The sequence below is a fragment of the Candidatus Bathyarchaeota archaeon genome (assembly GCA_026014725.1).
In the GTDB taxonomy this organism is placed as follows: domain Archaea; phylum Thermoproteota; class Bathyarchaeia; order Bathyarchaeales; family Bathycorpusculaceae; genus Bathycorpusculum.
The window spans coordinates 135,083-161,835 of the sequence record JAOZHV010000059.1 but is presented as its reverse complement, the minus strand read 5'-3'; the positions used below and the strand labels follow the sequence as shown (position 1 = coordinate 161,835).

At 44.5% G+C, this 26,753-nt stretch carries 20 protein-coding genes and 1 tRNA gene; 12 read left to right on the top strand and 9 right to left on the bottom strand.

Features of this window, described 5'->3' with window-relative positions:
- Window positions 1-135 precede the first annotated feature (135 nt).
- On the top strand, window positions 136-1,779 hold the full coding sequence (thsB, locus tag NWE95_12635; protein MCW4004747.1) for a thermosome subunit beta: 1,644 nt from the start codon (window positions 136-138) through the stop codon (window positions 1,777-1,779).
- Window positions 1,780-1,813: 34 nt separating this feature from the next.
- Window positions 1,814-2,425, top strand: a complete 612-nt coding sequence (locus NWE95_12630; GenBank protein MCW4004746.1) for an Hsp20/alpha crystallin family protein — start codon at window positions 1,814-1,816, stop codon at window positions 2,423-2,425.
- Between the two features lie 69 nt (window positions 2,426-2,494).
- On the opposite strand, the gene NWE95_12625 is transcribed toward NWE95_12630, so the two are convergent.
- Window positions 2,495-2,572, bottom strand: a tRNA-Lys gene (locus NWE95_12625).
- A gap of 59 nt (window positions 2,573-2,631) precedes the next feature.
- A complete protein-coding gene (locus tag NWE95_12620; protein ID MCW4004745.1) occupies window positions 2,632-3,024 on the bottom strand; it encodes a PadR family transcriptional regulator in 393 nt (130 codons plus the stop codon).
- 412 nt (window positions 3,025-3,436) lie between these two features.
- On the opposite strand from NWE95_12620, the gene NWE95_12615 reads away from it, so the two are divergent.
- Window positions 3,437-4,894, top strand: a complete 1,458-nt coding sequence (locus tag NWE95_12615) for a CdvA-like protein (GenBank protein MCW4004744.1) — start codon at window positions 3,437-3,439, stop codon at window positions 4,892-4,894.
- Window positions 4,895-4,947: 53 nt separating this feature from the next.
- Here NWE95_12615 and nadX read toward each other — a convergent pair whose 3' ends face one another.
- The 3 genes from nadX to NWE95_12600 form a co-directional block, all read right to left on the bottom strand.
- Window positions 4,948-5,685: an aspartate dehydrogenase gene (nadX, locus tag NWE95_12610; protein ID MCW4004743.1), complete on the bottom strand. Its 738-nt coding sequence runs from the start codon at window positions 5,683-5,685 to the stop codon at window positions 4,948-4,950.
- Between the two features lie 3 nt (window positions 5,686-5,688).
- Window positions 5,689-8,163, bottom strand: coding sequence for a valine--tRNA ligase (locus NWE95_12605; protein ID MCW4004742.1), 2,475 nt, complete (start codon window positions 8,161-8,163; stop codon window positions 5,689-5,691).
- 138 nt (window positions 8,164-8,301) lie between these two features.
- A complete protein-coding gene (locus NWE95_12600) occupies window positions 8,302-8,667 on the bottom strand; it encodes a hypothetical protein (GenBank protein ID MCW4004741.1) in 366 nt (121 codons plus the stop codon).
- 416 nt (window positions 8,668-9,083) lie between these two features.
- Between NWE95_12600 and NWE95_12595 the strand changes: the two genes are divergently transcribed.
- Complete coding sequence (locus tag NWE95_12595) at window positions 9,084-11,147, top strand: PAS domain S-box protein (GenBank protein ID MCW4004740.1); 2,064 nt, start codon at window positions 9,084-9,086, stop codon at window positions 11,145-11,147.
- Here NWE95_12595 and NWE95_12590 read toward each other — a convergent pair.
- Window positions 11,144-12,517, bottom strand: a complete 1,374-nt coding sequence (locus NWE95_12590; protein ID MCW4004739.1) for a hypothetical protein — start codon at window positions 12,515-12,517, stop codon at window positions 11,144-11,146. The two genes, NWE95_12595 and NWE95_12590, sit on opposite strands and share 4 nt — an antisense overlap.
- A 568-nt stretch (window positions 12,518-13,085) precedes the next feature.
- On the opposite strand from NWE95_12590, the gene NWE95_12585 reads away from it, so the two are divergent.
- The 5 genes from NWE95_12585 to NWE95_12565 all read left to right on the top strand — a co-directional run bounded on the left by NWE95_12585 (window position 13,086) and on the right by NWE95_12565 (window position 16,086).
- Complete coding sequence (locus NWE95_12585) at window positions 13,086-13,427, top strand: hypothetical protein (GenBank protein MCW4004738.1); 342 nt, start codon at window positions 13,086-13,088, stop codon at window positions 13,425-13,427.
- 64 nt (window positions 13,428-13,491) lie between these two features.
- A complete protein-coding gene (locus NWE95_12580) occupies window positions 13,492-13,815 on the top strand; it encodes a pyrimidine dimer DNA glycosylase/endonuclease V (protein MCW4004737.1) in 324 nt (107 codons plus the stop codon).
- A 90-nt stretch (window positions 13,816-13,905) separates the two neighbouring features.
- Window positions 13,906-14,682, top strand: a complete 777-nt coding sequence (locus NWE95_12575) for an ECF transporter S component (protein ID MCW4004736.1) — start codon at window positions 13,906-13,908, stop codon at window positions 14,680-14,682.
- Complete coding sequence (locus NWE95_12570) at window positions 14,675-15,610, top strand: hypothetical protein (GenBank protein ID MCW4004735.1); 936 nt, start codon at window positions 14,675-14,677, stop codon at window positions 15,608-15,610. Before NWE95_12575 ends, NWE95_12570 begins: the two co-directional genes overlap by 8 nt.
- The gene (locus tag NWE95_12565) at window positions 15,607-16,086 is read left to right on the top strand and encodes a phosphopantetheine adenylyltransferase (GenBank protein ID MCW4004734.1); all 480 of its coding nucleotides are present in this window, start codon (window positions 15,607-15,609) and stop codon (window positions 16,084-16,086) included. The genes NWE95_12570 and NWE95_12565 overlap by 4 nt, the downstream gene beginning before the upstream one ends.
- Before the next feature lie 14 nt (window positions 16,087-16,100).
- On the opposite strand, the gene NWE95_12560 is transcribed toward NWE95_12565, so the two are convergent.
- Together NWE95_12560 and NWE95_12555 are read right to left on the bottom strand one after the other, a co-directional pair.
- Complete coding sequence (locus NWE95_12560; protein ID MCW4004733.1) at window positions 16,101-17,030, bottom strand: ribbon-helix-helix domain-containing protein; 930 nt, start codon at window positions 17,028-17,030, stop codon at window positions 16,101-16,103.
- 124 nt (window positions 17,031-17,154) lie between these two features.
- Window positions 17,155-18,972 (bottom strand): cellulase family glycosylhydrolase, encoded by a 1,818-nt coding sequence (locus NWE95_12555; protein ID MCW4004732.1) that lies wholly within the window; start codon window positions 18,970-18,972, stop codon window positions 17,155-17,157.
- Window positions 18,973-19,298: 326 nt separating this feature from the next.
- Between NWE95_12555 and NWE95_12550 the strand changes: the two genes are divergently transcribed.
- Both NWE95_12550 and NWE95_12545 read left to right on the top strand, forming a co-directional pair.
- On the top strand, window positions 19,299-20,192 hold the full coding sequence (locus NWE95_12550; protein ID MCW4004731.1) for a hypothetical protein: 894 nt from the start codon (window positions 19,299-19,301) through the stop codon (window positions 20,190-20,192).
- 27 nt (window positions 20,193-20,219) lie between these two features.
- A complete protein-coding gene (locus NWE95_12545) occupies window positions 20,220-22,874 on the top strand; it encodes a hypothetical protein (protein MCW4004730.1) in 2,655 nt (884 codons plus the stop codon).
- A 42-nt stretch (window positions 22,875-22,916) separates the two neighbouring features.
- Here the strand turns inward: NWE95_12545 and NWE95_12540 are convergent, their stop codons facing one another.
- Window positions 22,917-24,278 (bottom strand): hypothetical protein, encoded by a 1,362-nt coding sequence (locus NWE95_12540; protein ID MCW4004729.1) that lies wholly within the window; start codon window positions 24,276-24,278, stop codon window positions 22,917-22,919.
- A gap of 61 nt (window positions 24,279-24,339) precedes the next feature.
- Here NWE95_12540 and NWE95_12535 point away from each other — a divergent pair, with 61 nt between their 5' ends.
- Window positions 24,340-26,742 (top strand): hypothetical protein, encoded by a 2,403-nt coding sequence (locus tag NWE95_12535; protein MCW4004728.1) that lies wholly within the window; start codon window positions 24,340-24,342, stop codon window positions 26,740-26,742.
- The last annotated feature ends 11 nt before the right edge of the window (window positions 26,743-26,753 follow it).

The following is a 26,753-nucleotide window of genomic DNA, read 5'->3' as shown; positions in this document are numbered from 1 at the left end:
GGTACAAAAATAGATGCATGCTTCCGCAATTAATCTCCGAAAAATTTTTATTTTTTTTCTGCCATTTCGATAAAATTGCTGTGTTGAGTTTCGCTTCTAGCGAACCTAAAAAATTTGGTAGGAGAGTGATTTAACATGGCAGCTATATCTCAACAAGGAAACATACCTGTACTCGTCTTAAAGGAAGGTACAGGAAGAACAACTGGAAAAGAAGCGCAAAAAAACAATATTATGGCAGCCAAGATTGTGGCTGAAACCGTGAAAACAACCCTTGGACCACGCGGTATGGACAAAATGCTGGTCAGCAGCATCGGCGACGTTACCATTACCAACGACGGTGCCACTATCCTCAAAGAACTCGATGTACAGCACCCAGCAGCAAAAATGCTAGTCGAAGTGGCAAAGACGCAGGACAACGAGGTTGGAGACGGCACTACATCCTCCGTGATTCTCTCAGGGGAACTATTGTCAAAAGCTGAAAGCCTCTTAGACGACAATATCCACCCAACAGTAATCATTGATGGCTACAAGAAAGCAAGCGACAAAGCCCAAGAAGTCCTAAACAATATAGCAATGCCTGTTAGTATGAAAGACGACTCAGTTTTATTGAATGTCGCCCTGACTTCTATGGGCAGCAAAGGCATAACTGGCTCAAAAGAACACTTCGCAAGGCTGGCAGTAGACGCAGTTAAACAAGTCGCTGAAGAGCGGGATGGAAAAATCAAAGCCGACATCGACCTAATTAAAGTAGTAAAGAAACATGGCAAGAGCCTAGAAGACACTGAACTTGTCAAGGGCATGGTTATCGACAAAGAAGTTGCTAGCAGCCAAATGCCAAAGCATATACATGACGCAAAAATTGCTTTGCTCAATGCTAAACTTGAGATAGAAAAAACCGAGTTTGACGCTAAAATCAACATCGAAAGACCAGACCAGATGAAGCTCTTCCTCGATGAAGAGGAACGCATGCTTAAAGAAATGGTAGAACAAGTGCGCAACGCAGGGGCTAACGTTCTATTCTGCGAAAAAGGCATAGACGACATGGCACTCCACTTCTTGGCAAAAGCAGGAATACTTGCAGTGAAAAGTGTAAGCAGCAGCGACATGGAGAAACTCGCACGCGCTACAGGCGCCAAAATCATCGCAAGCATTAAAGACCTAACAGCAGATGCTTTAGGCACAGCAAAAGCAGTTGAAGAACTAAAAATCGGCGACGATAAACTCCTTTATGTCCGAGAGTGCAAGAATCCCAAAGCGGTAACCATCGTTATCCGAGGCGGCTCAGAGCACGTTACCGCTGAAGCCGAGCGTTCACTTCATGACGCCCTTTGCGTGGTCCGCAACGCTATTGAAGATGGCAAAATCGTTCCAGGGGGCGGTGCTTCAGAAGCTGAGATCTCAAGGCAACTTCGAAGCTACGCTGTTAAAGTTGGCGGAAGAGAGCAACTGGCTATAGAGGCTTATGCTGAAGCTGTAGAAGCAATTCCTCTGATGCTGGCTGAAAATGCAGGTTTAGATCCCATAGACATCATGGTCGCGTTGAGAGCGGAACATGAAAGCAACCACAGCCCAAGCTTTGGTGTCGACGTCTTCTCTGGCAAAATCAAGAACATGCTTGAACTTAACGTTGTAGAACCAGTCCGTGTCAAGCAACAAGTAATCAAATCAGCCACTGAAGCTGCAAACATGATACTGAAAATCGACGACCTAATCGCAGCTAAAGGCATGGACAAAGAACCGAAAGGGCAAAAATCGCATGAAATGCCAAGCTACGATTAAACACCACCCTTTTCTTTTTTGGAGGTGAAAAAACATGTTTAGAGACGAAGACGATTGGATGCCAAGCTGGTTCAATCGGAGGCGCTACCCATTCCCAAGCAGAAGCTTTTTCGACGATTTTGAAGAGAAAGTCATGCGTATGCATGAACGCATGCAACGTGAATTAGACGAGCTTACTAAAGCCGCTCCACAGGACTTGCACAAAACTCGCGTGCTGCCTGATGGAACCAAAGTCGAAGAGTGGGGACCCTTTGTCTATGGGTACTCAGTGAGGATTGGGCAAGACGGTAAGCCAGAAATCCACGAATTCGGTAACATCAAACGGCAACCTCAACTCGGCAAAGCCACCATAAACGTCAAAAAGGAAAGAGAACCATTAATTGACGTGACAGTCGTAAATGGCGACGTTAAAGTCGTAGCTGAACTACCTGGCGCTGACAAAAGCGACATAAAACTTCACGGCACTGAAGACTCTTTAACAATTTCTGTAGACAACCCTGAGCGCAGTTACCATAAGGAAGTTAAGTTGCCGCAAAAAGTTGATGTTAGAAAGGCGCGCTCGACTTTTAAGAACGGTGTACTTGAAGTAACTTTACCAACGTACAGCAAGGACGAACCCAAAGGCGTATCCATAAAGATTGACTAGTTTTTTAAAATCCACTATAAACACCACGTTCAGGGGTACACTTTCGTCCGAGGTTCACTTCCCCAACCCTGGCGGGTCCGACGGGAATTGAACCCGCGACCCCCGGATTAAAAGTCCGGTGCTCTAGCCTGACTGAGCTACGGACCCGCAAAGATTCGATGCGGCTATAGGAAAATGAGAAGGGGTTTTTTAGTATTTCGATTCAATTAGTGGCAAAAAAGTGTAGGTTTAGTGGTTGTCGGCGTTTTGAGGATTGTAGACAGGAAGCTTTTGATTTTGTCGTGTGAGTTGATGATTGTTTCGATGGTTTTTGCGCCTTTTTCGGTTAGTTTGTAGACTCGTTTGCGTTCAATCCAGATTCCTTCAACTAGGCCGTTGCGTTCGAGCGAGTAGAGAAGTGAGTAGACGGTGCCTGAGCTGACTAGGAAGCCGAAGCGGTGGTGTATGTATGTAATTACGTCGTATCCGCTGATGGGTCCGTTTTGGAGTTCTGCCAGGATGATTGTGTCCATGAAGCTTTTGATTACTCGTTCATTCATTTTTTTGATTATTCTTGCTTCTGACTTTTCGCCGTTGACTGTAATTGTTAGGGCTACCATGTTTTGCACGCTCAGTAATGTTTATTCTTGTTTAGATATATAAGTATTATTCAGATTTCGAATAGAAAGTTGTAACAAAGATTAAAAAGTATAAACTTATGTAGCTTTCTACGCGACTAAGCCACCACGCCAACAGCAAAATGAAAACAAACAAGCCCAGACTTTTTGCACATATAATGCCATAATGCAGGGATTTGCTAGCGGGAGTTTACATAAAACTGTAAATATCATAGGGATATTTTCAAGAAAAATTACATTGTTTGTATATATAAAGTTAGAGAATCCCTATGATAGTTGATTCTAAAAATTCTATTTTTTTGCTCTATTGTTTGGTTTTAATACTTACCGATATATGTGCATGTTAACAAATGTTATCTTTAATTTTGCGCTACACACCTAACGGTGCCTAAACGTGATTTCATGGAAGTATACGTTTAAACGATTAAACGAAGAATATGAAATAGCCAAGAAGAAGAAGCAAGCTCTTGACAATCTTTTCGAGACAGGAAAAATTTCTCAAGCCACTCGCGACTCCTTCACAGGCGATATTACCGCAGCAATCCAAGAGATTGAAAAACAACGCAAAGAACTAGCAGACAAAATGCAGATAAAAACAACAGAGCTGGAAAACCAAATAAAAACCCTCGAATCCCTCCTCGCTAACTACGAAATTCAACATGTTGTCGGAGAAATCGATGACGATATTTACCAACGAGAAATAAATCTCCTCGTAACCAGCTTGGAAACGACAAGAATCGAATTAGGCGTGATAAAGCAAGCCGTCAACGAGCTTTATCCGTCACCTCAACCCTTAGAAGCTCCAACGGCTCCAGAACCAGTTGCTGCTCCAGTGATCGAGGCGGAAGTTGCGCCAGCGCCAGTAGAACCAGTTCCAGTTGAAGCTCCAGTAGAAACTGTTGCAGAAACAGTAGTGCTTGAAGAGGCTCCTGCAGAAACAATTGTAGAACCAGCGCCAGTTGAACCCGCTCCAGTTGAAGCTCCTCCAATCGAAACTGCGACAGCAGAAGTACCATCAGTTGAACCAGCTCCAGCCGAAGCACCCATTGAAACCCTTCCAGAGGAAACCGCTCCAATTGAGACCACCGAAGCTGCCCCCATGGAAGAAGCAGTGCCCATAGAAGAGACGCCAGCAGAAGCCACGCAGGTAGAGGAAGCCCCTTTAATAGTCGAGGCTCCGCTTGAAACTGCTCCAGCCGTAGAAGAAGCCCCAGTAGAGTCAGCGCCTATTGAAACAGCAGAAGCCATGGAAGAAACGCCCACAATCGAAGAGGCAACAGTAGAAGCCGCTGCTCCAATTGAAGAAACGCCAACAGAAGCTATGCCAGTTGAAATAGTTGCAGATGAGCCAGTTGCAGTTGAAGAAGCCACAGATGCACCTGTAGCCATTGAGGAAGCTCCAATTGAGGCTGAGCCAGAAGAAGCAGAGGCTGTTGAGCTAGTAACCGAAGAGGAAACCGCTCCGATAGTCCCCCCTGAACCAGAAGTAGAAGAAATAAACGAACCCACCCCTGAGATTGCACCTCAAGAACTAGAAATTGAAGAGTCAACACCTGAGGAACCAGTAATTATCGAAGAAGCCGCCGTTCCAGAGGTTGTTCCAGAGACGGAGCAACCAGTTGAAACTGTCAAAGTAAGCGAAGACTTCGAAGTTGCGCCAGAAGAAGTTGCAATACAGCAAACACTTGAACCCGCGGTTGAACAGGGAATAGTGGAGGACTTAGCCCCCCCGGCCCACCCTTCATTAGCGCCTCATCAGGCGCCTACCGAAATAGCGTTGGAGCAAATGGACGAAGCCCAAAGCAGCGACACTTCCCAAGCAGACGAAAACGACGAAAACACAACTGAGTAAACAGAAACAGAATCTTCTTTTTTCTTTTTTAATCTTTACTGATTTTTTTGTTTTTAGTCTTGTAGTAATGTCTGAAGTAGTCTAATTGCTGACCATGCTGCTAGCGCGCTGGTGTGCGGGTTGTCTGGGTGTGGGTCGTTGGCAAAGCGCAAGAACATTTCACCATAGCGCCATTTCACTTGGATTTCGTGAGTGTTACGCTTTACCGCTGGATCAGAGATGACTTGCACCAAAACTTTTGCAGGCTTAACGGTTAATGCCAAGGTTGCGGCGACGTTCATTTCTCTGGGGAAAAGCTTGGCGGCTTCCTCTGCGTAGCCTTCGTAGATGATGCTTTCTTGCGTGTTGGTTTTCCCCAGCGCTTTGGGGTTTTTGCGAGAAGCCAAGGTGATTTTGTCTATGCCCGCGTTGGTGGTGCTTGCGAGTGCGTCTAATCCGCCGATTGCGCCCGAGGGAAAATGAAGCTTGGGGCTTTGGATGTTGAGGCTAAGGAGCGCGCCTGTGCTCATGACGATTAAGTCTATGTTTTGAGACAGGATTTTTTCACAGTATTCCTTCACTGCTTGCTGAGACGCGGCTTCAACAACTACTTTGGGTTTGGTAGCTAGTAACTCGTCTACGTTTGCGACTATGGTTACTGGAAAATTAAGCGACTTCTTCAGTTTCTGGGCTTTGGATGGGTCAACATCGAACACGACAAGTTCATCGCAGACGACTATTTTGCGTTCTATAGCTTCTGCCAGAACCGTGCCGATGGCACCGCAGCCAATTAAACCGACCTTTTTTGTCAAGGATTATTCGCTTCCGCAGTATTTGATTTGAATGTAAACGCCAGTTTGTCCCACTTGTCTGCCTTGCTCTGTTTTTTGTGGTAAGATGTTGATTTTGTCGATTTTCATGGTTGAGGTTATGTCAGCGGATGCGGATTCAACGACCTCTGCTGTGTGAGGGTCAACAGCGTAGACTGTTAGGTTTTGGATTGGAGTGTTGAGGGGCAGTTTCTTTTCTGCTTTGTCGCGTCTTATTTCGCTTATTATTGCCACGATTAAATCGCCGTGTACTTCGGCTTCGTCATTTGCCAGTTGCGGGTTGAATTTTGGCCAAGGCGTGATTTGCAGGCTACTGTAGCCTTTGCCTTCAGCAAACATGTGCTGGTAAATCTCCTCAGTTACATGTGGCGTGATGGGTGCTAAAAGTTGCAGTATGCGGTATAGCACTTCGTAGAGAGTGAATTGTGCTGCCAGTTTGCTGTCTTGTCCGTGTGCTTCAGGGCGGTAGAGGCGGTCTTTTACTGCTTCTAAGTAGTTGTCGCAGAAAACGTGCCAAGTAAAGTTGCGGATGTCTTCGACTGCGACGTTGAACTGGCATTTTTCGAATTCTTCGGTGACTTTTTTTGTGAGGTTTTCTGTTTTGCTAATTATCCATTCATCAAGTAATTGGAGTTTGATGGTTGCGTTTGTTTGGGGGTTGTAGTCGGCTAAGAGTTTGCTGGCAAATCCTGAAGCGTTCCACAGTTTAACTAAAAAGCGCCTGCCGTACTCGACGTCTTGTGCGCGGTAGGGGATGTCTGAGCCTGTTGCTCCTCCGCCTGCGGCCCATTGCCGTGTGGCGTCAGCTCCGTTTTTGCTGAGGACTTCGGGTGCGGCGGCGTAGTTTTTGAGGGATTTGCTCATTTTTCTACCGTCTGAGCCCAGCACCATGCCGTTTATGAGGACACTGTGGAAGGGTTTCTCGTTAAAGAGTGCTAAGTGGCGTACTATGAGGTAGTATGCCCATGTGCGGATGATGTCGGTGCCTGAGGGGTGAATGCTGGCGGGGAACAGGTGTTTCCAGTCAGCTCGGTCAGGCCAGCCTGCGTGAACTGCGCAAGTGATTGAGGAGTCCATCCATGTGTCAAAGACGTCTGTTTCTCCCATAAAATCGGTTCCGCCGCACTTGGGGCATTTGTCAATTCGGGGTTTTTCCATTCTAGGGTCAATTGGCACCCAACTCTCTTGGGCAACGATGACTTCTCCGCAGCTTTTGCAGTACCAAACTGGAATCGGGGTGGCAAACAATCGTTGGCGACTTATCACCCAGTCCCAATCTAGAGCCTTTGCCCAGTCGATTAAGCGGTTTTTCATGTAATCAGGATACCAAACCATTTCACTAGCAGCTTTCACAACATCATCAGTTAATTTGCGTGTATCCATAAACCACTGTTTTTGCTCAAGAATTTCCACATGTGTTTTGCATCGGTCACAAACACCAACTTCTTGCTGAATTTTCTCACTTTTCTCAAGCAGACCAGCCGCTTTGAGGTCTTCAACTATGGCGGCTCTTGCCTGGTTAATGGTTAATCCAGCGTATTTGTAGCCTGCCTCGCTTATTCTACCGTTCTCAGTTATGAGTCGGATAACTGGGAGTTTGTGTTTTATGACGGTTTTCACATCTTCCTTGTCGCCGTAGGTGCAAATCTGCATTGCGCCTGTGCCAAACTGGGGGTCAACGGCTTCGTCGGCAATGATGGTGACCTCTCGGTTCATCAGAGGCACTGAGATTTTTCTGCCGATGTATTTGCTGTAGCGCTCGTCTGTGGGGTTGACTTCTACGGCAACACATGCTGGGATGAATTCTGGGCGTGAAGTTGCTATGAGCAAGTATTCACTGCCGCCTTCTAGTGGAAAGCGTATGTAGTGCAGGGTGCCTTCGCGTTTTATGTGGTCAACTTCGGCGTCGGCTATGGCTGTTTCGTCATGTGGGCACCAGTTCACGGGGTGTGTGCCTCGGTACATGTAGCCGCTTTTTTGCAGAAGAATAAAACTGAGCTGAGTACGCCGCCAGTAATCGGGGTCCATGGTGCGGTACTCGGTGGTCCAGTCTATGCTGGTTCCAAGCTTTAAAATGCCGTCTTTCATCATGGCTATGTACTTTTCAACCAGCTCCATGCACAACTTGCGGAACTGGTCAGGCGGCAAGTCACGTTTGCGGATGTTGTTTTGTTTTTCCACCTGGATTTCTATGCCTAAGCCGTGGCAGTCCCAGCCTTGGGGGAAGAGCACGTTGTAGCCTTGCATGCGTTTGTATCTTGCTACCATGTCAAAGTATGTCCAATTTAGGACGTTGCCCATGTGGAGTTCGCCTGAGGGGTAGGGCGGAGGCGTGTCTATGCTGTAGGGTGTGCGTTTTTTGTCGTTCCAGTCGTAGCGGTAGATGCCCATTTCTTCCCATTTAGCTTGCCATTTGCGTTCGATTTCTGTGAAGTTGTATTCTTTAGGCATAGGCTGCATGCATATCAATCCTTGATTACTGTTACTACTATTACTATTTGACTATGCAAAACTAAGGAAGCACCTAAAAACATTACCCTGACTCACAGCAAAGGATTGCTATATTTGAAAAGAAACCGTAGCAGTTGGGCAAGCGGGTTAGTATTTTGTTAGGTAGATGGTGTTTCCTTCTTTGAAGGATTTTAGCAGTTCACAATGCCTAAGAACCGCAAACTGTTTCTCTAACTCCTGAGGCGTTAACTTTAATGACTCCATGAGTTCTTGCCTGCTAATCTTACCTTTGGCAACTACGGTTTCATAGATTTGTTTTTGCAGTTCTGTTAAGCCTTCGGTGCCTGATTGACCTAGTTGCTTGCGTATGGTTAATGTTGAGGACACGGCGGTTGGGTCGCAAACTTTAGGTGGATTCATCAAATCAAAACAGCAGTCTTCACATAGAACCTTGCCTTGAAAAGTGCAAACCTCAGATTCCTGTAATGCGACACCACAACGTTCACATTTCACATCGGTAACCTCTTAGCTAATTAGTTTGCATGTTATTTTTCTTTTTTACCTTTTGGAAAAAACACTTTCAAGTATTTCCATTCGATATTTCACATGTTTTAACCTTTAATTTTCGATGAAGATTACTGATTCATAAGTCCTTTATGGCAGCTTCGTACACCTATAAAGGTACCATCGGCATCGAAGATAGAAGTAAACAGGGCAGGAGCCCAACGAGAGTTGGCTAAACAACGCTACGATAAAAATAATGTCCAAAGCATAGCAGTCTACGTTAACGAAGCAATATGTAGGCGTAAATGGTCTCTCCAAAGATTACGTCAGCATCAGCTTTTTGGAACACTTGGGTGGCAAAACGGAGTTTTTCCGAAACTTGTGAGGGTTAAACTACAGATTCAATTGCCGAGGAGGATTGCAAAATGACCATGAAAAGCCCCAAACTTGAAGGCAAAGTTCGAATACTTTTAAACTTGCTATCTGACCCTGCAATGATAATTGACCATAACGGTATTATAATTATGGCGAATGACGAGTTTTGGAAAGTCACCTCTCTAAACCGAAAGGATCTGATTGGAAAATTATTCCTAACGGTTGACTGTTTGACCGAGCAAAGTAAAAAAATGATGTTGGAAAACTTTACTAAGAGATTGAGCGGTAGCCGTGTTGACCCTTATGAAGTTTATTTTAGCGTGCCAAGCGGCGAAAAAAAGGTTGTGGAGATAAAAGGAAAAAGAATAACTTTTGATGGTCAACCTGCTGACCTTGTGGTTTTTCATGACGTTACACAGAGAAAAGAAACTGAGCGGAAACTTCAAGAATACGCTGAGCGAATGGAAGCACTTGTCGAAGAGAAAGTCAAAGACATTAGAGAAGCTGTTACTAAACGCGAGCAAGCAGAACTAAAAATTCGAGAGGCGGAGAAACGTTATCGGGCTCTGTTTGATCAGGCACCGTTGGGCATTCTAATACTAGACCTACAAACTACTAAGGCGGTAGAATTCAACGATGAAGCCCATCGGCAACTCGGTTATTCACGCAAAGAGTTTGCAAAGCTGAGTGTTTCTGATTATGAAGTGATTGAAACTCCCCAAAAAACAAGAGAGCGTATAAAAAGAATCTTGAGGGAAGGCAGAGAAGAGTTTGAAACAAAGCATCGAACCAAGAGCGGGGAAATCAGAGATGTCATAAACACGGTGCAGGTAATCGAGCTTTCGGGAAAGAAGTTTTTCCATATTATTACGCGTGACATTACCGAGCAGAAGAAACTTGAAACTGCGCTTAAACTTGAACGTGACAAGCTGGAAGCCGTCACAGATAATGTTGGAGCTGGACTTGGAATTATCGGCAGAGACTATCGGATAATGTGGGTGAACAGTTACCTAAAGAAGTATAATCCAGGCTGCGAAGGCAAGCCTTGTTATTCAACTTTTAACAAATTAGATACTATTTGTCCTGATTGTGGAGTTAGAAAGGTTTTTGAAAACGGCGTTAGTTTCGATAGGCATGAATATGCTTTCATAGGTATAGATGGCAGTCCAATGTGGGCTGAGCTTATTGTTACTCCACTTAAAGACGAGTCTGGAAACATTATAGCGGCTTTAGAATTGACTGTTGACATAACTGAAAAGAAGCTTTTGGAAAACAAACTGAAAATGTATTCAGAGAAGCTGGAACAGCTGGTCGCAAAAAGAACTAAGCAGTTACAGCAGGCGCAGGCTAAACTAGTTAAAGCTGAGAAGCTTGCGGCGATTGGTGAGTTAGCAGGGATGGTTGGGCATGACTTGCGTAATCCATTGTCAGCCATCAGAAACGCTGTGTACTATCTTCGAGTTAAACAGGACACTATCTCTAACCGCGTAAAACAGGAGATGCTTGGAGCTATAGACAACGCCATTTTACGCTCAGACAAAATCATAAATGACCTTCTCGATTATTCGCATGAAATCCACTTAGAAATAACAGAATTTTCAATACGATCAATCTTAAAAGAGGCACTTTCTCACCTGCAGGTTCCCAACAACGTAAGAATCGAAGATGAAACTTTGGAAGAACCCTTGATTAGCGCTGACAAAGACCGATTATTAAGAGTCTTCATCAACCTCACCAAGAACGCGTTTGAAGCAATGCCACAAGGCGGGACATTGAAGGTAAAGAGCGCTCGCAGAGGTGATTGTGTGAGAATTTCGTTTACTGACACTGGAGTGGGCATACCTAAAGAGGAGTTGAGCAAGCTTTTCACGCCGTTGGTTACGACTAAAGCGCAGGGCATGGGTTTCGGTTTAGCTGTATGCAAGCGTTTCGTGGAAGCACACGGCGGCAAAATCACGGTTAAAAGCGCACTAGGCAAAGGCTCAGTGTTCACTGTGACTTTACCAATTGAACCTCAATGCAAAGTTGAATTTGAAACCTTGATAAACGTGCCAGCGAACGGCCACAGCCTAATAGCTAACAGAATTGATACGGCACGGAAGAGCAGGGTTTAGCCTGTTTGGTTCCAGTAGATAATGTTGGAGTACTTTCCCGCCACTGGATATGCTGGGTCATCGTAAACAATGTCTAGTTTTGAGCCGTACTGTTGCAGTTTGCTTTGCAGTTGCGTCCAAATCTGCCCTGAAGTGCTGTCTGCGCTCCATAAACCCCAAATCGTGTCATCAGGCTTATGCATACCCCACCCATAATCCTTAGGCAAAACCAACGCCGCCTCAGCCTTAACGGTTCCATGCCACACAAACGGATTTTGAACCGTGTCACGCCAGAAACGTTCAAGAGCTCGGAAATGCTCAGGCTGAAGTGTGCCGTAGGGACCAGTCATGTCATCGGCATAGTTGAAGACTACAACGTATTTAGCGCCACACTCGTATGAAAGGCGCATTTGGTCGTAAATTTCTTGACCGCTCGCTAGGTATGGCGCTTGAGTGTATTTCCACGTAATAATCGTGCCCCAGCTTTTGTTCTGCAGATTTGCCGCCCCACGTACAAGCCCAATATCCTGTTCCACCGTGTGATTCCAGCCTAACTGAGCAAGCACTGCATCGTAGCCTCCGAGGTAGTCAAACCAGTAGAGGGCATAATCTGATGTTAGATAAGTGAAGTTGGCTCTTGGACCAAAACGGTTTATTACAAAATTGATTTCGTGAACAAATATTTCGGCAGTTTCGTTAAAATTCTGGAGGGGGCGAGCATTCAATAGTTCTTCATAAGTGTAGGGCGCGTTTGTAAGGTATTCTATGGTTTCTTCACCACTGAACATAGAAGTTGTATAAACGACGGTTCCGTTGGGGTAATATGTTGTATATGACCAACCTTTAGGGTCTGACTGGTTATTAAGCGTCGTTACTATGGAGCCATCAGGTTTGTAATCAACCCTCGTGTTAGCGTCAATCCTGCTTGAAATTCTTCCATCAGCAAATTTCATAATAGTGGTTTGTTTTTTGTTGTCATAGAATTGTCGTTCGTTGTCTAGCATTTTTCCGCCCATTTCATCGCCGTAATAATATCCCAAAAAGCTTGCGTTCCAGCGACCATCATAGGTCTCAAGCCAATTTTTTGATAGCAATGCTTTGTCTGTTCCAAAATAAACCATGAAGTTTAAACCAGAATCAACTGCGTAGTCGCCGACCTCGTTGATTGCGGTTATGTTGTCCTGCATTTCCCCTGATAGCAACACAAAGAGGTTGGTGTAGTCTTTTACTTTGTCGATTAACTGTTTTGCGTCGGCAACGTTGTCTCCACCGTAGGTAACGCCGACATAGAACGGTTTGGAACCTTTCAAATAAATACAACTGACAACGACAACTGAGCCAATCAACACTACGAGTATTATTGCGGCTACTATGATTTTCCTTCGGTTCATCAGCCAGCACCCAAGCGGTCTTGGATAGGTGCAAATGTTGGCTTATTTAATTTACGCAATCCGAGGCAAAACAACTAAACATGCCAATAAGCAGATTCAACTATTCGTTTTTTCTTTTTAGCAGGGTAACGCTTATATCTAAGTAACACTTTTTTAAAAAAACGTAATACTACACTGGGGCCGCAGTTTTAGAATACCCCTAAAGCAATCCAATCTCCCCAGCAGTGCACCAAGAACAACCTTTCGGTTGGCTGTAAACAACCGAAACCCCTCGCGGGGCGATTAGGCAAAGCTTAATCGGGTTAAAACTTGGTCCACTGAAAAAGCAAAAATCGTTGTTAAGAACTGCAATTTTTACTGAAAACACAAACAGGCATAACACAAAAAAACGCGTTCAAAACAACCTGCTGATTGTTGTTGTAAGGGGGAGGGGCTACTCAACAACTACTAGGAAAAACAAGCACACCAAGCGCCAAACCAACCCAACATCAACAAAAACAACACTTTTACAAGGCACACCTATAAAAGAGGGAAAAACAATCATGCTTCACATCAAAGCTGAATATGTATGACGCAAGAACCAAACCAACAAAACAACCAAACCCAACCACAAACCGAGAAACTTTTAATCGACAACCCCCAAAACTTCCAGTTCCATGCCGCATACATGGTTTATTCAGAAACATTCGACAAAACAACCAACCCACAAGCCCGAAAAACATTAAACCAAAACATCCAAGACCTAAAAGACAACAAAATCGACTCCGCAACATTCTACCTAAACATCTCAAGTTACAGAAAAATTGAAGTCCCGCGACCAGAAAGATTTTCAATGCCCCAAACACAACGAAAGAAGGACTGGCGAAGAAAAGAGCAACGGCAAGACAGAATCAAAAGGCACAAGAAGTAACCGCCAAATAAAGGCACAAGCTTTCTTTCCCTTTGATTCCTTCTTAAATTATTAGGTTTTAGGAATGGTTCGTATCTGGTGCGTTCCCGTCTCGGAACTTGACCGCCAACATCTCCTAGGCGAACACGCAGAACTCCACTGCATAGTAGGCGCGCTGCAAGGCAAATACAAAGCTTATCAAAACCATCCCCAGACCCTGCGTTTTAAAGACCGCATCGAACAACTCTACACTCGCCATGAACAGCAGGTGCAGGAGATGCAGAAACGCGGCTACAAACACAACTCGCTGTTGCCAGCGAGCAATCAACCTTACATTTGCACAAAAGAAGAGTACACGCGAGACCACGCTGAACTAGCTAAACGTCAACAGAAACCAGCCAAGCGATAAAATCATGTTTAATCATGTTTAAACATTCTATACGGAATACTTAATTGCAAGCTCAGTTTCCACTTTTTAGCTCTATCAACGTGACCAACCTTGAAAGCCCAAACAATAGCAGTAATCGGAATCTCCGCAGCAATATATGCTGTAGTCGGACGCTTAACAGACCTCGGACTCAACTTTCTAGGAGTAGCCTTCTACCCAGCCGTAATTGTACCCGCAGTTTTCGCCGTTCTTTTCGGACCATGGGTTGGAGGTTTCGGCGCAGCCATCGGCATATTCATCCGAGACATGCTCTTTCACGGCAACCCATTCCTCAGCTTAACAGCAGGCGTCCCACCAAACTTCATCGTATTCTTCATCATCGGCTACGTCACATTCACAGATATCAACACAAGAAAACTCATCATAACCGCCCTCTTAGCAAGCATAGTTGTAGCTTTAGGATTGCTAGTCCCCACTATAATAGCCCCAACCGAATTTGCTGCCGCAACAAGGCTCTCCACCACACAGATACTTGCCCTTTTCACCTCAACAGTCGTGCTAAGCTTAATAGTAATCTTGGTTGTCTCCAAACGCTGGCAAGAATGGCGCAAATACGCTGTCGGATCCGTGGTGGGAATGGCTGCAGGAGCCGCATTACTCTCCGTTGCTTACTGGGGATACAGCCAACTATTCTTTGACCCAGCAGGATATGTCAAAGAAGCTCTACCAGCCACTTTCATTCCAATCCTCTTTGTTTGGACGTTTATAACAGAAGTTCCCTTTGTCCTCCTTGTGGGTCCACCTATCATCAAAGCTTGCTACAAGGCATTCCCATCACTCAGATATAAAAGGTTAAAACCACAAAAAATAGGCGGCCCCATTGATTAGAACTGCCCAAGCTTTCGCACCAGGAGCAATCTCCAGCTTTTTTGAAGTCTGCGACACAAAAAATGGCAAACCCATAACAGATTTAGAAAGAGTGGGTGCAGTCGGTGGAGGTTTTGGGCTTGAGAAAGGCGTGCACACCAAAGTAACCGTTCAAGAAGCAGAAAAGTGTAGTATAGAAGTTTTTATCAACTCGAAGCTTGTTGTGGAAGCAAAAACGACAAAAAAAGTTGCAGAAACACTTCTAGCCCAAACAAACAAAAAATACGCAGCTACAATCGAACACCAAATCGCAGTTCCAATCGGAGCAGGATTTGGAACCAGTGCAGGTGGAGCATTAACAACTGGCTTAGCACTAAAGCACGCATTAGAATTGCCATTAACATACAATCAAATCGGAAAAATCGCACATGTAGCTGAGATTGAGAGCCAAACAGGCTTAGGCACAGTAAGCGCGTTAACATTCAGCGGCGGATGCGTGCTGGTTGTTGAACCAGGCGCGCCGGGTATTTGCCAAGTCGACCGCATACCAATAACCCCTAACTACATGATAGTAGCTGGCTTTTGTCAATCAAATATGCCAAAAAAACACGTGCTATCATCCCCCCAGCGGAAAGAGCAAATCAACCTTTACGGCAGAAAAACCCTGCAAGCCATTCTGGCAAAGCCAACTCTAGAGAACTTCTTGGACAGCTGCTGGGAATTCGCACAAAAGGCAGGGTTTGCAACAGAAAACGTCCATCAACTCGTAAGCCTAGCAAAAGAAAATGGCGCTGTTGGCGCGGCACAGAACATGCTTGGCGAAGCAGTACACGCTTTAGTGCTTGAAGAAAACGTGGAGCAGGTGGCAGAAGCTTTTAAACAAGCGTTACCCACACAACAGGTGATAGTTAGCAAAGTCGACTTCCAAGGCGCAAGGCTGTTAAAATGAAAGAATTCAAAAAAGTAGCGGTTGGCGGAACATTCGATGAACTTCACAAGGGACACAAAGCTCTGCTCGGCAAAGCCTTTGAGGTAGGCGAAAAAGTCGTAATCGGCTTAACTTCAGATGAATTCGTCTCAAAACTTGGCAAACCCCACAAGACCGCACCCTACGGTGAACGTCTCCGAGAGCTGACGGCTTTTCTGGAAAGTCTAGGCTTAGCTGGAAGATTTGAAATCGTTCCCTTACATGACCCCTACGGCTCAACCATTTCTGGCGAGGGCTTAGAAGCCTTAGTTGTAAGCAAAGAAACAGAAAAAACAGCACTTGTTATTAACCAGAGACGCCAACACGCAGGGCTTCCGCCATTAAAAATTTTCACTGTAAACATGGTTCCAGCGGAAAATAAAACTCCCATTTCTACTACTCGAATACGCCGTGGAGAAATCGACCGCAATGGACACTTACTAAAAAGTGCAATATAGTTTGCAAGTTTAGGCTACAATATTTCTCCCACAACAGTGATGGGTTTAGGAATCAAAGCTACTAAATCCTCAAGCCTGTCCTTATCAACAGTGGCAAGAACTACCGTGGCTGGACCTGCAGGCTTGTTCAAATCCAAGCCTTGGACATCGTTAAGTTTAAGTTGTCTGCCAACCCCGTATGCCATCATTTTTGCTTCATTTGCTATACCGAAACCTCCGACAGGCAGAATATCATGAATGTACTTTCTCTGCGAGAGCTGTGTGACGTTTTTGAGGTCGGCGATTTCGCCTCTGGCTTCTGCCGCAATTACTTCGTCTCCAACTTTAGGCTTGCCGATTGCTACGATTAAGTCGCCTGGGCATGTTTTTCCAAGTCTTAGCTCGTCCTCGTTTGCTAAGCCAATGACGGTCAACCCAGCACCTGTTTGCACCGTTTCAAAATTATCCTCAGTGTTCTCCATCAACACTTGGTTGGGGTCTAATCCGATGCTTCGGGCTTCGCGTTTAATGCCTTCGAGAATTTCGTTGCCTGTGGGTTCCCTCTCAACACCTAACGTTACAGACAACAACAGAGGAAACGCACCTGTGGCTGTCACATCCATCAAAGCAACCCTCCCCAGAAACTTCCCCAGAACCCGACCGTTCACTTTTACTTTATCCATTTCTTTAGGACCCACAGCGCCTGTTGAGGTTGAGCCAGCTACTATGGCGTGCCCTGTCGGCATTTTCAGGATTGATACGTCGCCTCTTCGCGTGTAGGTTATTTGTGCGGGTTTTACTTGGAAAACTATTGGTCTTAGCATGGCGCCGACGTTTTCAGTCAAGTGTAGATAGATGGTTAATGCTTGGCGCATGACTTCGGAGCGGGTGAGTTCATGCTTTTTTGCGAGTTTATCTATGTCTGAGACGACTTTATCGGGCAAACGGACATTTATGATTTCCATTGTTTGTATTCACCGCATGTCATGTATTACAATCGTAGTGTGTTTTAGGTCTTATTGTTTGTCCCTTAAAAACTGTGACTAAATTTAGGTGCTTGAAAACAAAAAAGGGAATTGGTTGGTGGTTTTAGCGGAAGTAAAAGAACCACGCGTTAAAGCGACCCCATTTAAACAGGTACCATGCGCTCCAGTGGTTACGATATGTTGGTTGTATACGGAATGTTGGTATTGGCTCTGCAGATGAGTTTGGGGGTTCTGTCGGCGTCTGTGTTGGCTTTGGACTGGATTCTTGTGACTGTGCTGTTGGTTTTTCTGTAGATGTTGGTGTCACGTTTGCTTGTTGTGTTGGTTGAGGCGTTGGGGTTTCCGCTGGCGACTGAGTTGGCGCTGTCGAGGTGGGCGTTGGTGTTGGTGTCGGAATAGGAGTTGATGAAGGGGTTGGTGTTGGTTGTGGAGTAGGTGTTGGTGTGGGTTCTGGGGTGGGCGTTGCTGTCGGCGTTGGAGTTTGCACTGGTGTCGGTATCGGTACTGGTGTCGGGTTTGGGGTTGGTGATGGTGTAGTGGTTGGTGTCGGGTTTACTGGTGTTTTAGCCACGTAATTGTTGATGAATATTTGTCCCGTTTGTGAGGGTGTTGGTGACGCTGCATTCGCTGGCCAATTAGCTTGGGATATTAGTGCTTCTGAACCCCACCAGACGCCTGTCTGCATCCAGTAGTAGGAGCAAACGCCCACGTCCATTTCGTAAGCGTTGCGAAGTATTGCATCCCAGAATGCTAATTCATTTTGCATCTTCTGTTCCACGGTAAGAGTGCTCTCGGGTTTTTGTGCGTCTGGGAAGTAGTCGTTGCTGTACATGGATGGTTCAAGCATAACTCCCATCTCGTTGAAAACCAACGGAACATCTATGCCGTTTGAGCGTGTTGCTGGAATCATTGTGGCTGCGCTGAGTTGTTGTTTAACGCCTTGGCAGGTTGTTGACCATACGAGGTTGGGGTATGGTGCCCGTCTGTAGGGGTGTGTGGTGTATGCAACATTTAATGGTTCTTTGCCGAGGGCGTTTTTGAGTTGGTTGTGGAATTCTGGTACCCACGTGAGTTCATTGTATCCTGGAACTAAGCCGAGGTAGTATTGCATGAAAATCAGGTTGGTGTTGCCTGTTGCGCGGATTGCTTGGTATGCGTTTATCATATAGTTGTAGTACGCTTGTTTGTCATTGTCGGGTTCATTCCACATTTCAAAGATTACGTTAGGATATTTTCCTAGCCTTTCAACTACGCTTGTCCACCACATTCGCCATGCAGTTATTTCATTCTGGTTGATTTTCTGCATGTAGGCTAAACTTGCTGTGCCCAAGCTGCCTGGGATTCCATCCCAGTTGCCTTGGTTTTTGTAGTAGTTAAGCACTGAATAGGGGCAGAAGTCAACGTATATGCCGTATTTGTCTGCTTCTTGCGCGATGAGTTCTATGTAGTTTTTGTAACTCATTACCTGATTTGGTCCTTCACCGTATGCTTGTGCAGGGTTTATTTTGTCGTCCCACCACCAGTCAACAGGTACAAAGACGCGAATCATGTTAACTTTCCAAACGTCTCGGTAGCACGCAAATGTTGCATCCATTTTTTGCGCTAGGACAGTGAAGTCAGTTTGCCATTTGTTTCCATAGTTATAAACGGAATCGCCTGGGCCGCTCCAGATGCCACTTAGGGAATCGATGTCTCCTGCTCTGCCGATGCCTCGCAGGTAAACAGGGTTATTGTTAGCGTCGAGGATTAAGTGGCCCGACGTATGCAGTGGGGATGTGGTTGTGGCTGCTTGCACTGAAGTTGCTGAGAGCATAGAAATCATGCTTATGATGAATAGTGCGCTGATGCAAATGGCGATTGGCTTGGCGAGTTTTTTGAGGTTTAGGGCCTGACGTGTTTTTGCAAGGTCGATTGTATTCATACCTCTCTCTTCCTGAATTTGAAAACACGTTATCGATGGAAACCTATTTTATAGTTTTTGAAAAAACCAATTAACGGAATTGCCAAATCTAACGGTTGGTTTGCAAAGTCAAGTTAACAAAAAGGAAAAGCAGGCAAGCGTCGCAAGGTTTTCTTCGTTGTTTTCAGGTAATCAATTGGGTGAGAGGGCATTTTTGTCTTAAAATTTGGTTGTTAAAGCGGATAAGCACAAGTGTTATATGTATGGTTTCATAAGAAAAATTCAGGGGAGGACTAAAAACGAGAACTAAAATCCTTACTTTAGGTCTTTTATTAAGTTTAACAATTATGATTGTAATATCCGCTTCACCAGTAAAGGCTGCAGGAGATGCAGAATGGATAACTGATTACAAAGTTGTGAATGCTCAGACAGATCAGGTATTGTTAGAGTATGACGCATCCACAAACGAAACTACCCGTTTAGGCGCAATAGTTCCTGGGATAGACATTAAAATCACGTTCACTGTAAATGTCATCGCCTCGGGTGAAGGCAACTTAAAACTAACGACGTATTTGGCAAAACCCTCATCTGGCGCATATTGGAGTTATGACGACACTTACGATTTAGGAGCTGCCTTTAGCCCTAATACTGCAACCACTTCTTTTAACTGGGTTGCAGGCGAATTTGAAATCACCTTGAACGGAAAGGTTCCATCCACCACTAGTAGCGCAAAATCAATCGATGCTGTTTCGTTAGCTGGGCCTTCAGGAAAGCAGATTGACAAACTTACAATTACAGCAACTACCGCCGAGATGTCTAATTACCTAACACTCTATGAAGCGAAAGAGAAAAAACTTCAATCACTAAAAGACAGCGGTGTTGATGCAGGCTTCACTGCTGCCTTCGAAAAAGTTCTCGAAATATCTCAAGACGTAGCTAATGGTGGAGATGTCGAAAATGCGATTGCCCTCTTAAATGGCATAGATGTTGCCAATCCTCCAGCGGGTTCAGTTATGCAAATGATGTTTCTACCAATCATCGCAATCACAGCCATAGTAGCCGTTCTGTTTGCGGTTCTGTTCCTCAGACTTAGAGGAAAAGTAAGTTACTTCCAGCTTGTGGTTGAAGACCAAATTAAGGATTTAGAAGGCTTGACGCTTCGTGCATCTAAAATTGACAGAACAATGTCGTCAAGCTTAGAATCAGTAAAAGACAGACTCAAAAGATTAGTCGGGATGTGATAACCAACGCGAATCTACCAAAACAGTGTGCAATTGATAGGGCTCGGTTCAGCCGGTACAAACATTGTTGAAGCTTTTTTGGCTAACAGAAAAACGAAAGAGCTATTGCAGAATGACATAACAAGGCTCTCTCTTTTAGCCATCGACATCGCTGACCCTGAAATCCGCGCTCTACAAGAAACCCATGAACAAATTTTAAAATCAATGGTTAAAGCAGGTATACCGCGCGAAAGAATGCGCCTCATTGCTCAATCAGTAAAGTTCCCCACTGCTGAGGCAATGTTTGATTTCATCAACCAGAAATACGGCGAATACCTTGTAGGAGAAGGAGCTAAAGTTAACTTCCACCCATGGCTAGAATCAACAATGGCTATTCCACCGATGGCTGGCGGCGCAGGCAGAAGACGCGCTCTAGCAAAAGCAATCTATGCTTTAAACTATTATCAACTAGGTATAATTCGAAGTTGCATTAACTCCTTTAAAGAGCAAGCCCTTTCCTCCATAATTACGCCAACCGTAGTTTTAGTCTATGGCTTGGGCGGTGGCACTGGAAGCGGAGTATTCTTTGACTTTGCAAGACACCTCCGAAAAGTGCTAGGTTCAGGCATACCAATCATAGCATTTGTCATCACGCCCTGTGGCGGAGATGACCCACCAGCAAAAGGTTGCTCTGCATTCGTAGCCATGAATGAGCTTTCACTTTTACTAAATAAAGACTACAACGAATATGTGTGCAATGAATATGGTGATTACTACCGAAATCCCCTCAACGCCCTGATCTATCTGCCCTTGCTTCCTGCTTTCTCAAAGGTCGGCAACATCATTAGCGCCCGAAGAGAAATGGACGAAATGGTCGTAGACCTACTATACCTATTAATGGACTTTGACTTAGCAGACCTCCTAGGCGGCATAGGCACCGAAGTAGGGCTAACAAACAATTCAGCGCACACTTTAGGCATGATGAAGGTAACATATCCAGTGGAAGATTACCTTCAAGCCTTCAAACTGAACTTCGAAGGCATGCAGCTTATGCAGGAGTCAAGAAGAGAGAAACTGTGCATTCTTGATGAAATCAACAATGTCATAAAAGTAGACAGTGATGTCACTCGCGACCTCTTTAAAAATTACCTTATCAAGACGGGTACTTTCAATGAAGAACAATTTGATGAGAAACTAAAAAATGTCATAAATAGCAACCCGCGGCTTGAAGATGACATAGCCTTACATGTTAAAGGAATAGAAATCCAAGTGAAAAACTGGTTAAACGAAATCATGCAGTTTCTCTCAACCATAAAATTAATGGGAAAAGTTGGACCAATCGAAGAAGCCATAATCAACTTGACATTGCGTAAAGAGGGCTCACGAAAATTAGACAACCTAGAAGCATTGCTTGTGAACCTGACAAAGACGCATTTAGACTTCTCTAACAAAAAAGCAACAATCATCGAGCGGTTAAACCAGTTGATTCCAAGCTCACAAATTTTCACTCTGAGACAAAAGAAAGTTTTAGAGGACTTAGTTAACATCGCAGAGCTAGCTGAGAGATCACTAAAAATCCTCAAATTCTACGATGAAACCAGATACCTCACTGAGGCGCTAATACGATACTATGAAGTTCTTCCAGAATGCAAAGCAGAATTAGAGGATTTAAAAGACATCCAAACAGAACTAGCAACAATCTACCTGGTTATCCAGCTCATGCTTCGAACGCCATCAGACGAATCCAGAATGATTGATGAACACTTGGCTTACATCAACGGAATTTTGGCAAATAGAATGCAGAAGAGAGGCAATTTTGACAACGAAGTCCTGCGAGTCCAAGAGACAAAGAAACGCAAAGAATTCGACAAATCAAAAATGGAAGCTCAAGTAAGAAAGTTCCTCAGCAGTAAACGCTATGCCCGAGAACAACTTCTACAGTTGGAGCGTGACCTCAAGCGCATAGAGCAAGAAGAAGCCTTTGCCATTGAAAACCTCGAGAAAATTGACAGCACAATCAAACTCTACGAGAAATTAGGAAAACGGTTTGAATTAGTCTCTGAATACCGAAAACGATTAAACAAAATCGTTGAATTGCAAAAAGAATACAAAGAAAAAATTGCCGCTATTGCAGCGCCAAAACGCTACTTTGAAAAATGTGCAGACCTCACAGAGGGCGAACAACTCAAAATAATCTTCAAAATACTGACGGAACAAGAAGACACGCTAACGCGAGATATCATATTCAAACAAATCCTTGACATGGACCACTTTAAAGACTATATGAAAAGCGTTGTAAGAGCTTTCAAAACACCAAGCATCATGGGCTTCAAACCCACATACAAGACAGACTACATCTGGGTAACAGTCTCTACACCGCCCAACATGTGGACTGAGGATATGTCCCAAGAAGTCTACACTGCACTAGCAGGATATGTAACCAGCGAAGTTTCTAGAACCATAACAGTGCGAGTTATTGAATCACGCGATGCATGGGAAACCAAAATACTGGTAGTCGGTGGAAGAGGAAAACCTGAAGACATGGAAGCATACGATGAAATGCAGTTACTCTACAGTAAATCAAACGATTTCGAAAGGTACCTCTCGCGTTCATACCTGCTTGAACATGGACTGCACGCTACACAAGTCATCAGAGACATAAACAACCACGGTCCCAACAATATCAACGCGAAAAGCAAGTAAGCGTAGGGTAGCAGTTTTTGCTACTCATGCTTGTTTATTTTTTTAACTAACTTCTTGTTTTTGCCTTTTTGTTTTACGTGCTCTTTTTGGCTTTTTACCCCTTGTTTTCTCAGCAACTGTGGAGTTTTGTTCCTCGATATTTTGGATTCCAGCGATGCTCTCAAGAGTGCTTTCACTTTTCTCTTTGGCAACTAAGGGTTCCCGCTCAACTGTTGGCTCTTCAATAAGTGGTAAAGACTCAAGGGGTGCAGGAGACTCTACTGCGTTTGTAGGTACCTCTGGCTTTTCTTTAGTTATAACTTGCCAATCTTCAGTTATCAAACCCTTCTCGACTGCCTGATTCTTGAGTGACATTACTTTTTTGTCTAATTTGTTAAATATTTCAGTGGTGTCAAAACCGCCAACAAGAAGTGCTATGTCTACTCGGTCACTCATGTCTTCGGTGTACACAGGTTCAGTAATATACATTGACTTGAGGTTTGCTTTGTCCTCAAACCAGCTAGCTATGGCTAACTCAATTTTTGCTCTCGGAAGCTTATCTTTGAGGCTCAGGGGCATACGCAAGAGAACATAGAGCACGGCAGTGCTTGACAAGTCAAACGTTAATAGAGGCTTTAACAGTGCTGTTTTTAGCATGTTATCTAAAGAACCGTAAATCTTGTAACTTGCACCCGTAACAAAAAGCGCAGTGAACAGCTTGCTGTTGAAAGTTCGAGATAACTCTGAAAGTTCTTCAACAAGCATATCTTTAGCTAAAAGCAGGTTAACCAAATGATTGGCGACCACATTGCCCTTAATTGACTCTCCCTGTCGATTTACACCAGAATAGCTTTCAAGGTGGTCTCTATCCAAAAGCAAAACCACTGCCCCATCAGTGCGCAAGCACATCTGCAGAGAAGCATAACAATTAAAGTGGGCGTCTGCAGACTGCAACTTCGAGGGCAAAAAGGCTACAGATAACGACTCAATATTTAATGCTTTAAATTTAGATATCAATGTTGGTAGAGAAGCACTGCCAACTCCGTCCCATAGTGACGCACAAATTAGGGCGCCGTGGAGTCTTTCAAGAGATTTTTTCTTTAAACTTGCAGGGACAGACTCATCCTTGGAAATGTACGGCAAGACATTGTACCAGAAGTGCATTTTGATTTTGGCATCTTCGAAGTCTAAGATGAAGTGGGGGTTAAAGCCCTTTGGAAGCCATTCATAGATTTCATCGCTTGATTTTTCAATCAAAATCGGCATTATCCAGTCTGTTTTGGTTATGCCCGGCTCCCTTAGAAGAATTTTAATGGGGTATTCGCCGATGCATACAATGGCTTGTTTGGGTAGTAACGGTTTTAGGGCTTGAACGTGCTTTTCAATGCTTGCTAGTATGTTAAAAGAGCCTGTGCTAGTCGTCATCAGAGGTACCTACATAAGCTTTAAGAGTAATTCAGTCAAAATAAGGTTTTAGGTAGATTGCTTGACGAAGACTCCGAAGGTTTCTCGCTTAAACGGGTGGTATAAAACACGAAAGGAACAGAGGAAGAAAAAAACAGAGCGCGAGCGTATTCTTGAGACTCCCTTTCTCAAAATAGTCACGTTAATTGTTACCTTGGTTGCGGTTGCGCTGGGCACAACGTTTTTGCCGCTGTTTCCTCAACCATTGCCGATTTTAATCGCGATATTAATAGCGTTTGTCACGTTCATAAAACCCTTGTATGGAATGCCAATCGCTGGCGCCATCATCGGCTTAGGGTTACTAAATAATTTGGCAAAACTATACTTCATTTCCTTCTTGGGAGACACCCTTATCCGCATAACCTTCATAATTATTTGGATGGCGATGTTTATTGGTTTACCCCTGATTTTTAATAGTTATAAAAGTGCTCTTGCCTTTGACTTCGGCATATTGGCGGTGACAGTACTATTCTTTGCACCAACCTATTTTTTGGCTGTGCCGTTGCTTTTAGCCTCTATCGTGTTTTTCAAGAAGAACGGCGTCCTATCCGTCATTTATTATGCTTTAATTTCGATACCATTGCAAATAATGCAGTATTTCACTTACGTTGTCCTGCCGATTAAACGGGTAGAATGGTGGCTTGAACCTGGGTCTGCTCCGCCACTTATGGTTCCACTGAATTTAATCGGAAAAGACCTCACGTCAGCGATGAGCCAGTTTCGCTTGTACGATACGTCCAAGATTATTTATGATATTGCTGGGCAGACTACTTGGGAGCCTAATTGGGTGGGGAGAACCATTAAGGATGCGCTATCGCAATATCTTGATTCACTTCCTGGCATCATTATGTTTGTAATTATGGTGGCCGGGCTTGCTTTCGCATTAGTTTTCTTTACGCGCCTTTTGGTCAGCGGCGGCAGTGGAAGCCTTGCTGATAAACTGTTTCCCTGTTTAACTGCTACGTTTGCGGCAGTCATGTTCTTCATCTTGCTGGATACTCTTGAGAGACCGCTGGCTTACACGGCGGACATCAGCGCTGGCACGATTGTGTTTGGCAGTTTAGCAACGTTATTGTTTACTTTGCCTGTGGTGTTCATGGATGTCACGCCTAAGCAGACAGTGACGATAACTCAGGTTAGGGAAAGAGCTCAAGCGCTCAAGGAACGGCTAGGACTCTTTAACGAGCAAATAAGAAACGTCAAAGAGAATATCCCCGTAAGTATGGCTTCCTCGGAAGGCAAGGCTTTGGTGATTGGGGATTCATTTGATGAATTGTTCAAAAAAATAGAAACCGACAATTACGACCAGTCAGAACTGGACCCCACTTTTGATGCGTTAGGCAAATTGAACGCTGACCTCGAATTTGCAGAGGCTGAGCTTAACGCCACATTGGCCGAGTACCAAGTCTTTGTCAACTGTGAATTCTCAAATTGGGTTGGAAAACTCAAGGAAGCTGGCTTGGATGTCAAAACCACATTAAACGCTGAGTATCACAAAGAGCTTTCTGTGGCTGAGAGAGTTGTGGCTATCAAGGCAGTTTTAGAGGCTGGGCGTGCTCTTACTCAAGAGGTTATTGTGGTTGCAGACCCACTTTATGGCATAATTAAGCCATTGTATGATCCGTCGCTTCCAGAGAAATGCCGAGTAGTTGAGTTTGCTTCTCAGAAGTTGCAGACTAATGAAGCACCTTGGATTGCTATAGAAGCTCTCTATAATGCGCTCAATAATTGGAAGCGGCAGTATGGCTCTGAAATCCGAGCGTCTATGCGTTATCTGCATAAGTCATTGTCGCCGCTGGCTTATTTGAGTGGGCAAGCTGATGTTTTGCCATGGGTTTTTGGTGATAACACCCCTAAAGTGCTTGCTTATTCAAAGAAGGCTGAGGATATGAAGAGTGTAGCGGCGCAAAGAATCGCCAAGGAAGAACTGAGCATGGTGGATTTGTTCGCATTTAAGGATGATGTCCAAACTTCTCTTGCTATGTCAAACGATGTACTTTCCATGCTTTATGCTGAATTAATCAGCGAGGAAGAAACCATTGAACGCTTGCTGCCAACTAAGGATTACATTTGGGAAAAGAATGGAACCTTGCGCGAGCGCCTCAAGGTAGCAACTGAAACGCTTTCCAATCCGTCTAAATTCAAAATCAACCAGATAATGGAGAACCTGCCGACTTACCTCTCTTACATGGATGAGGCTGTGCAGACGTTGGCGGTTTACAGCGAACGCAAAGAATTATTGCTCAATTATCCATTGGCGGAAGCAGCCATAGAGGAGCAACTTAAAGAGAAAGAGAAGTTAACACCAAGGGATCTGCCGTTTCAGCCTCAATTCGCTGGAGAATACCTGAGGCTCTATTACACGCAAAGGTATGGCGAGTTCGCCTTCGATAAAGACAACCTGATTTTAACCAGAAGGAAATAAGCGAACTCAAC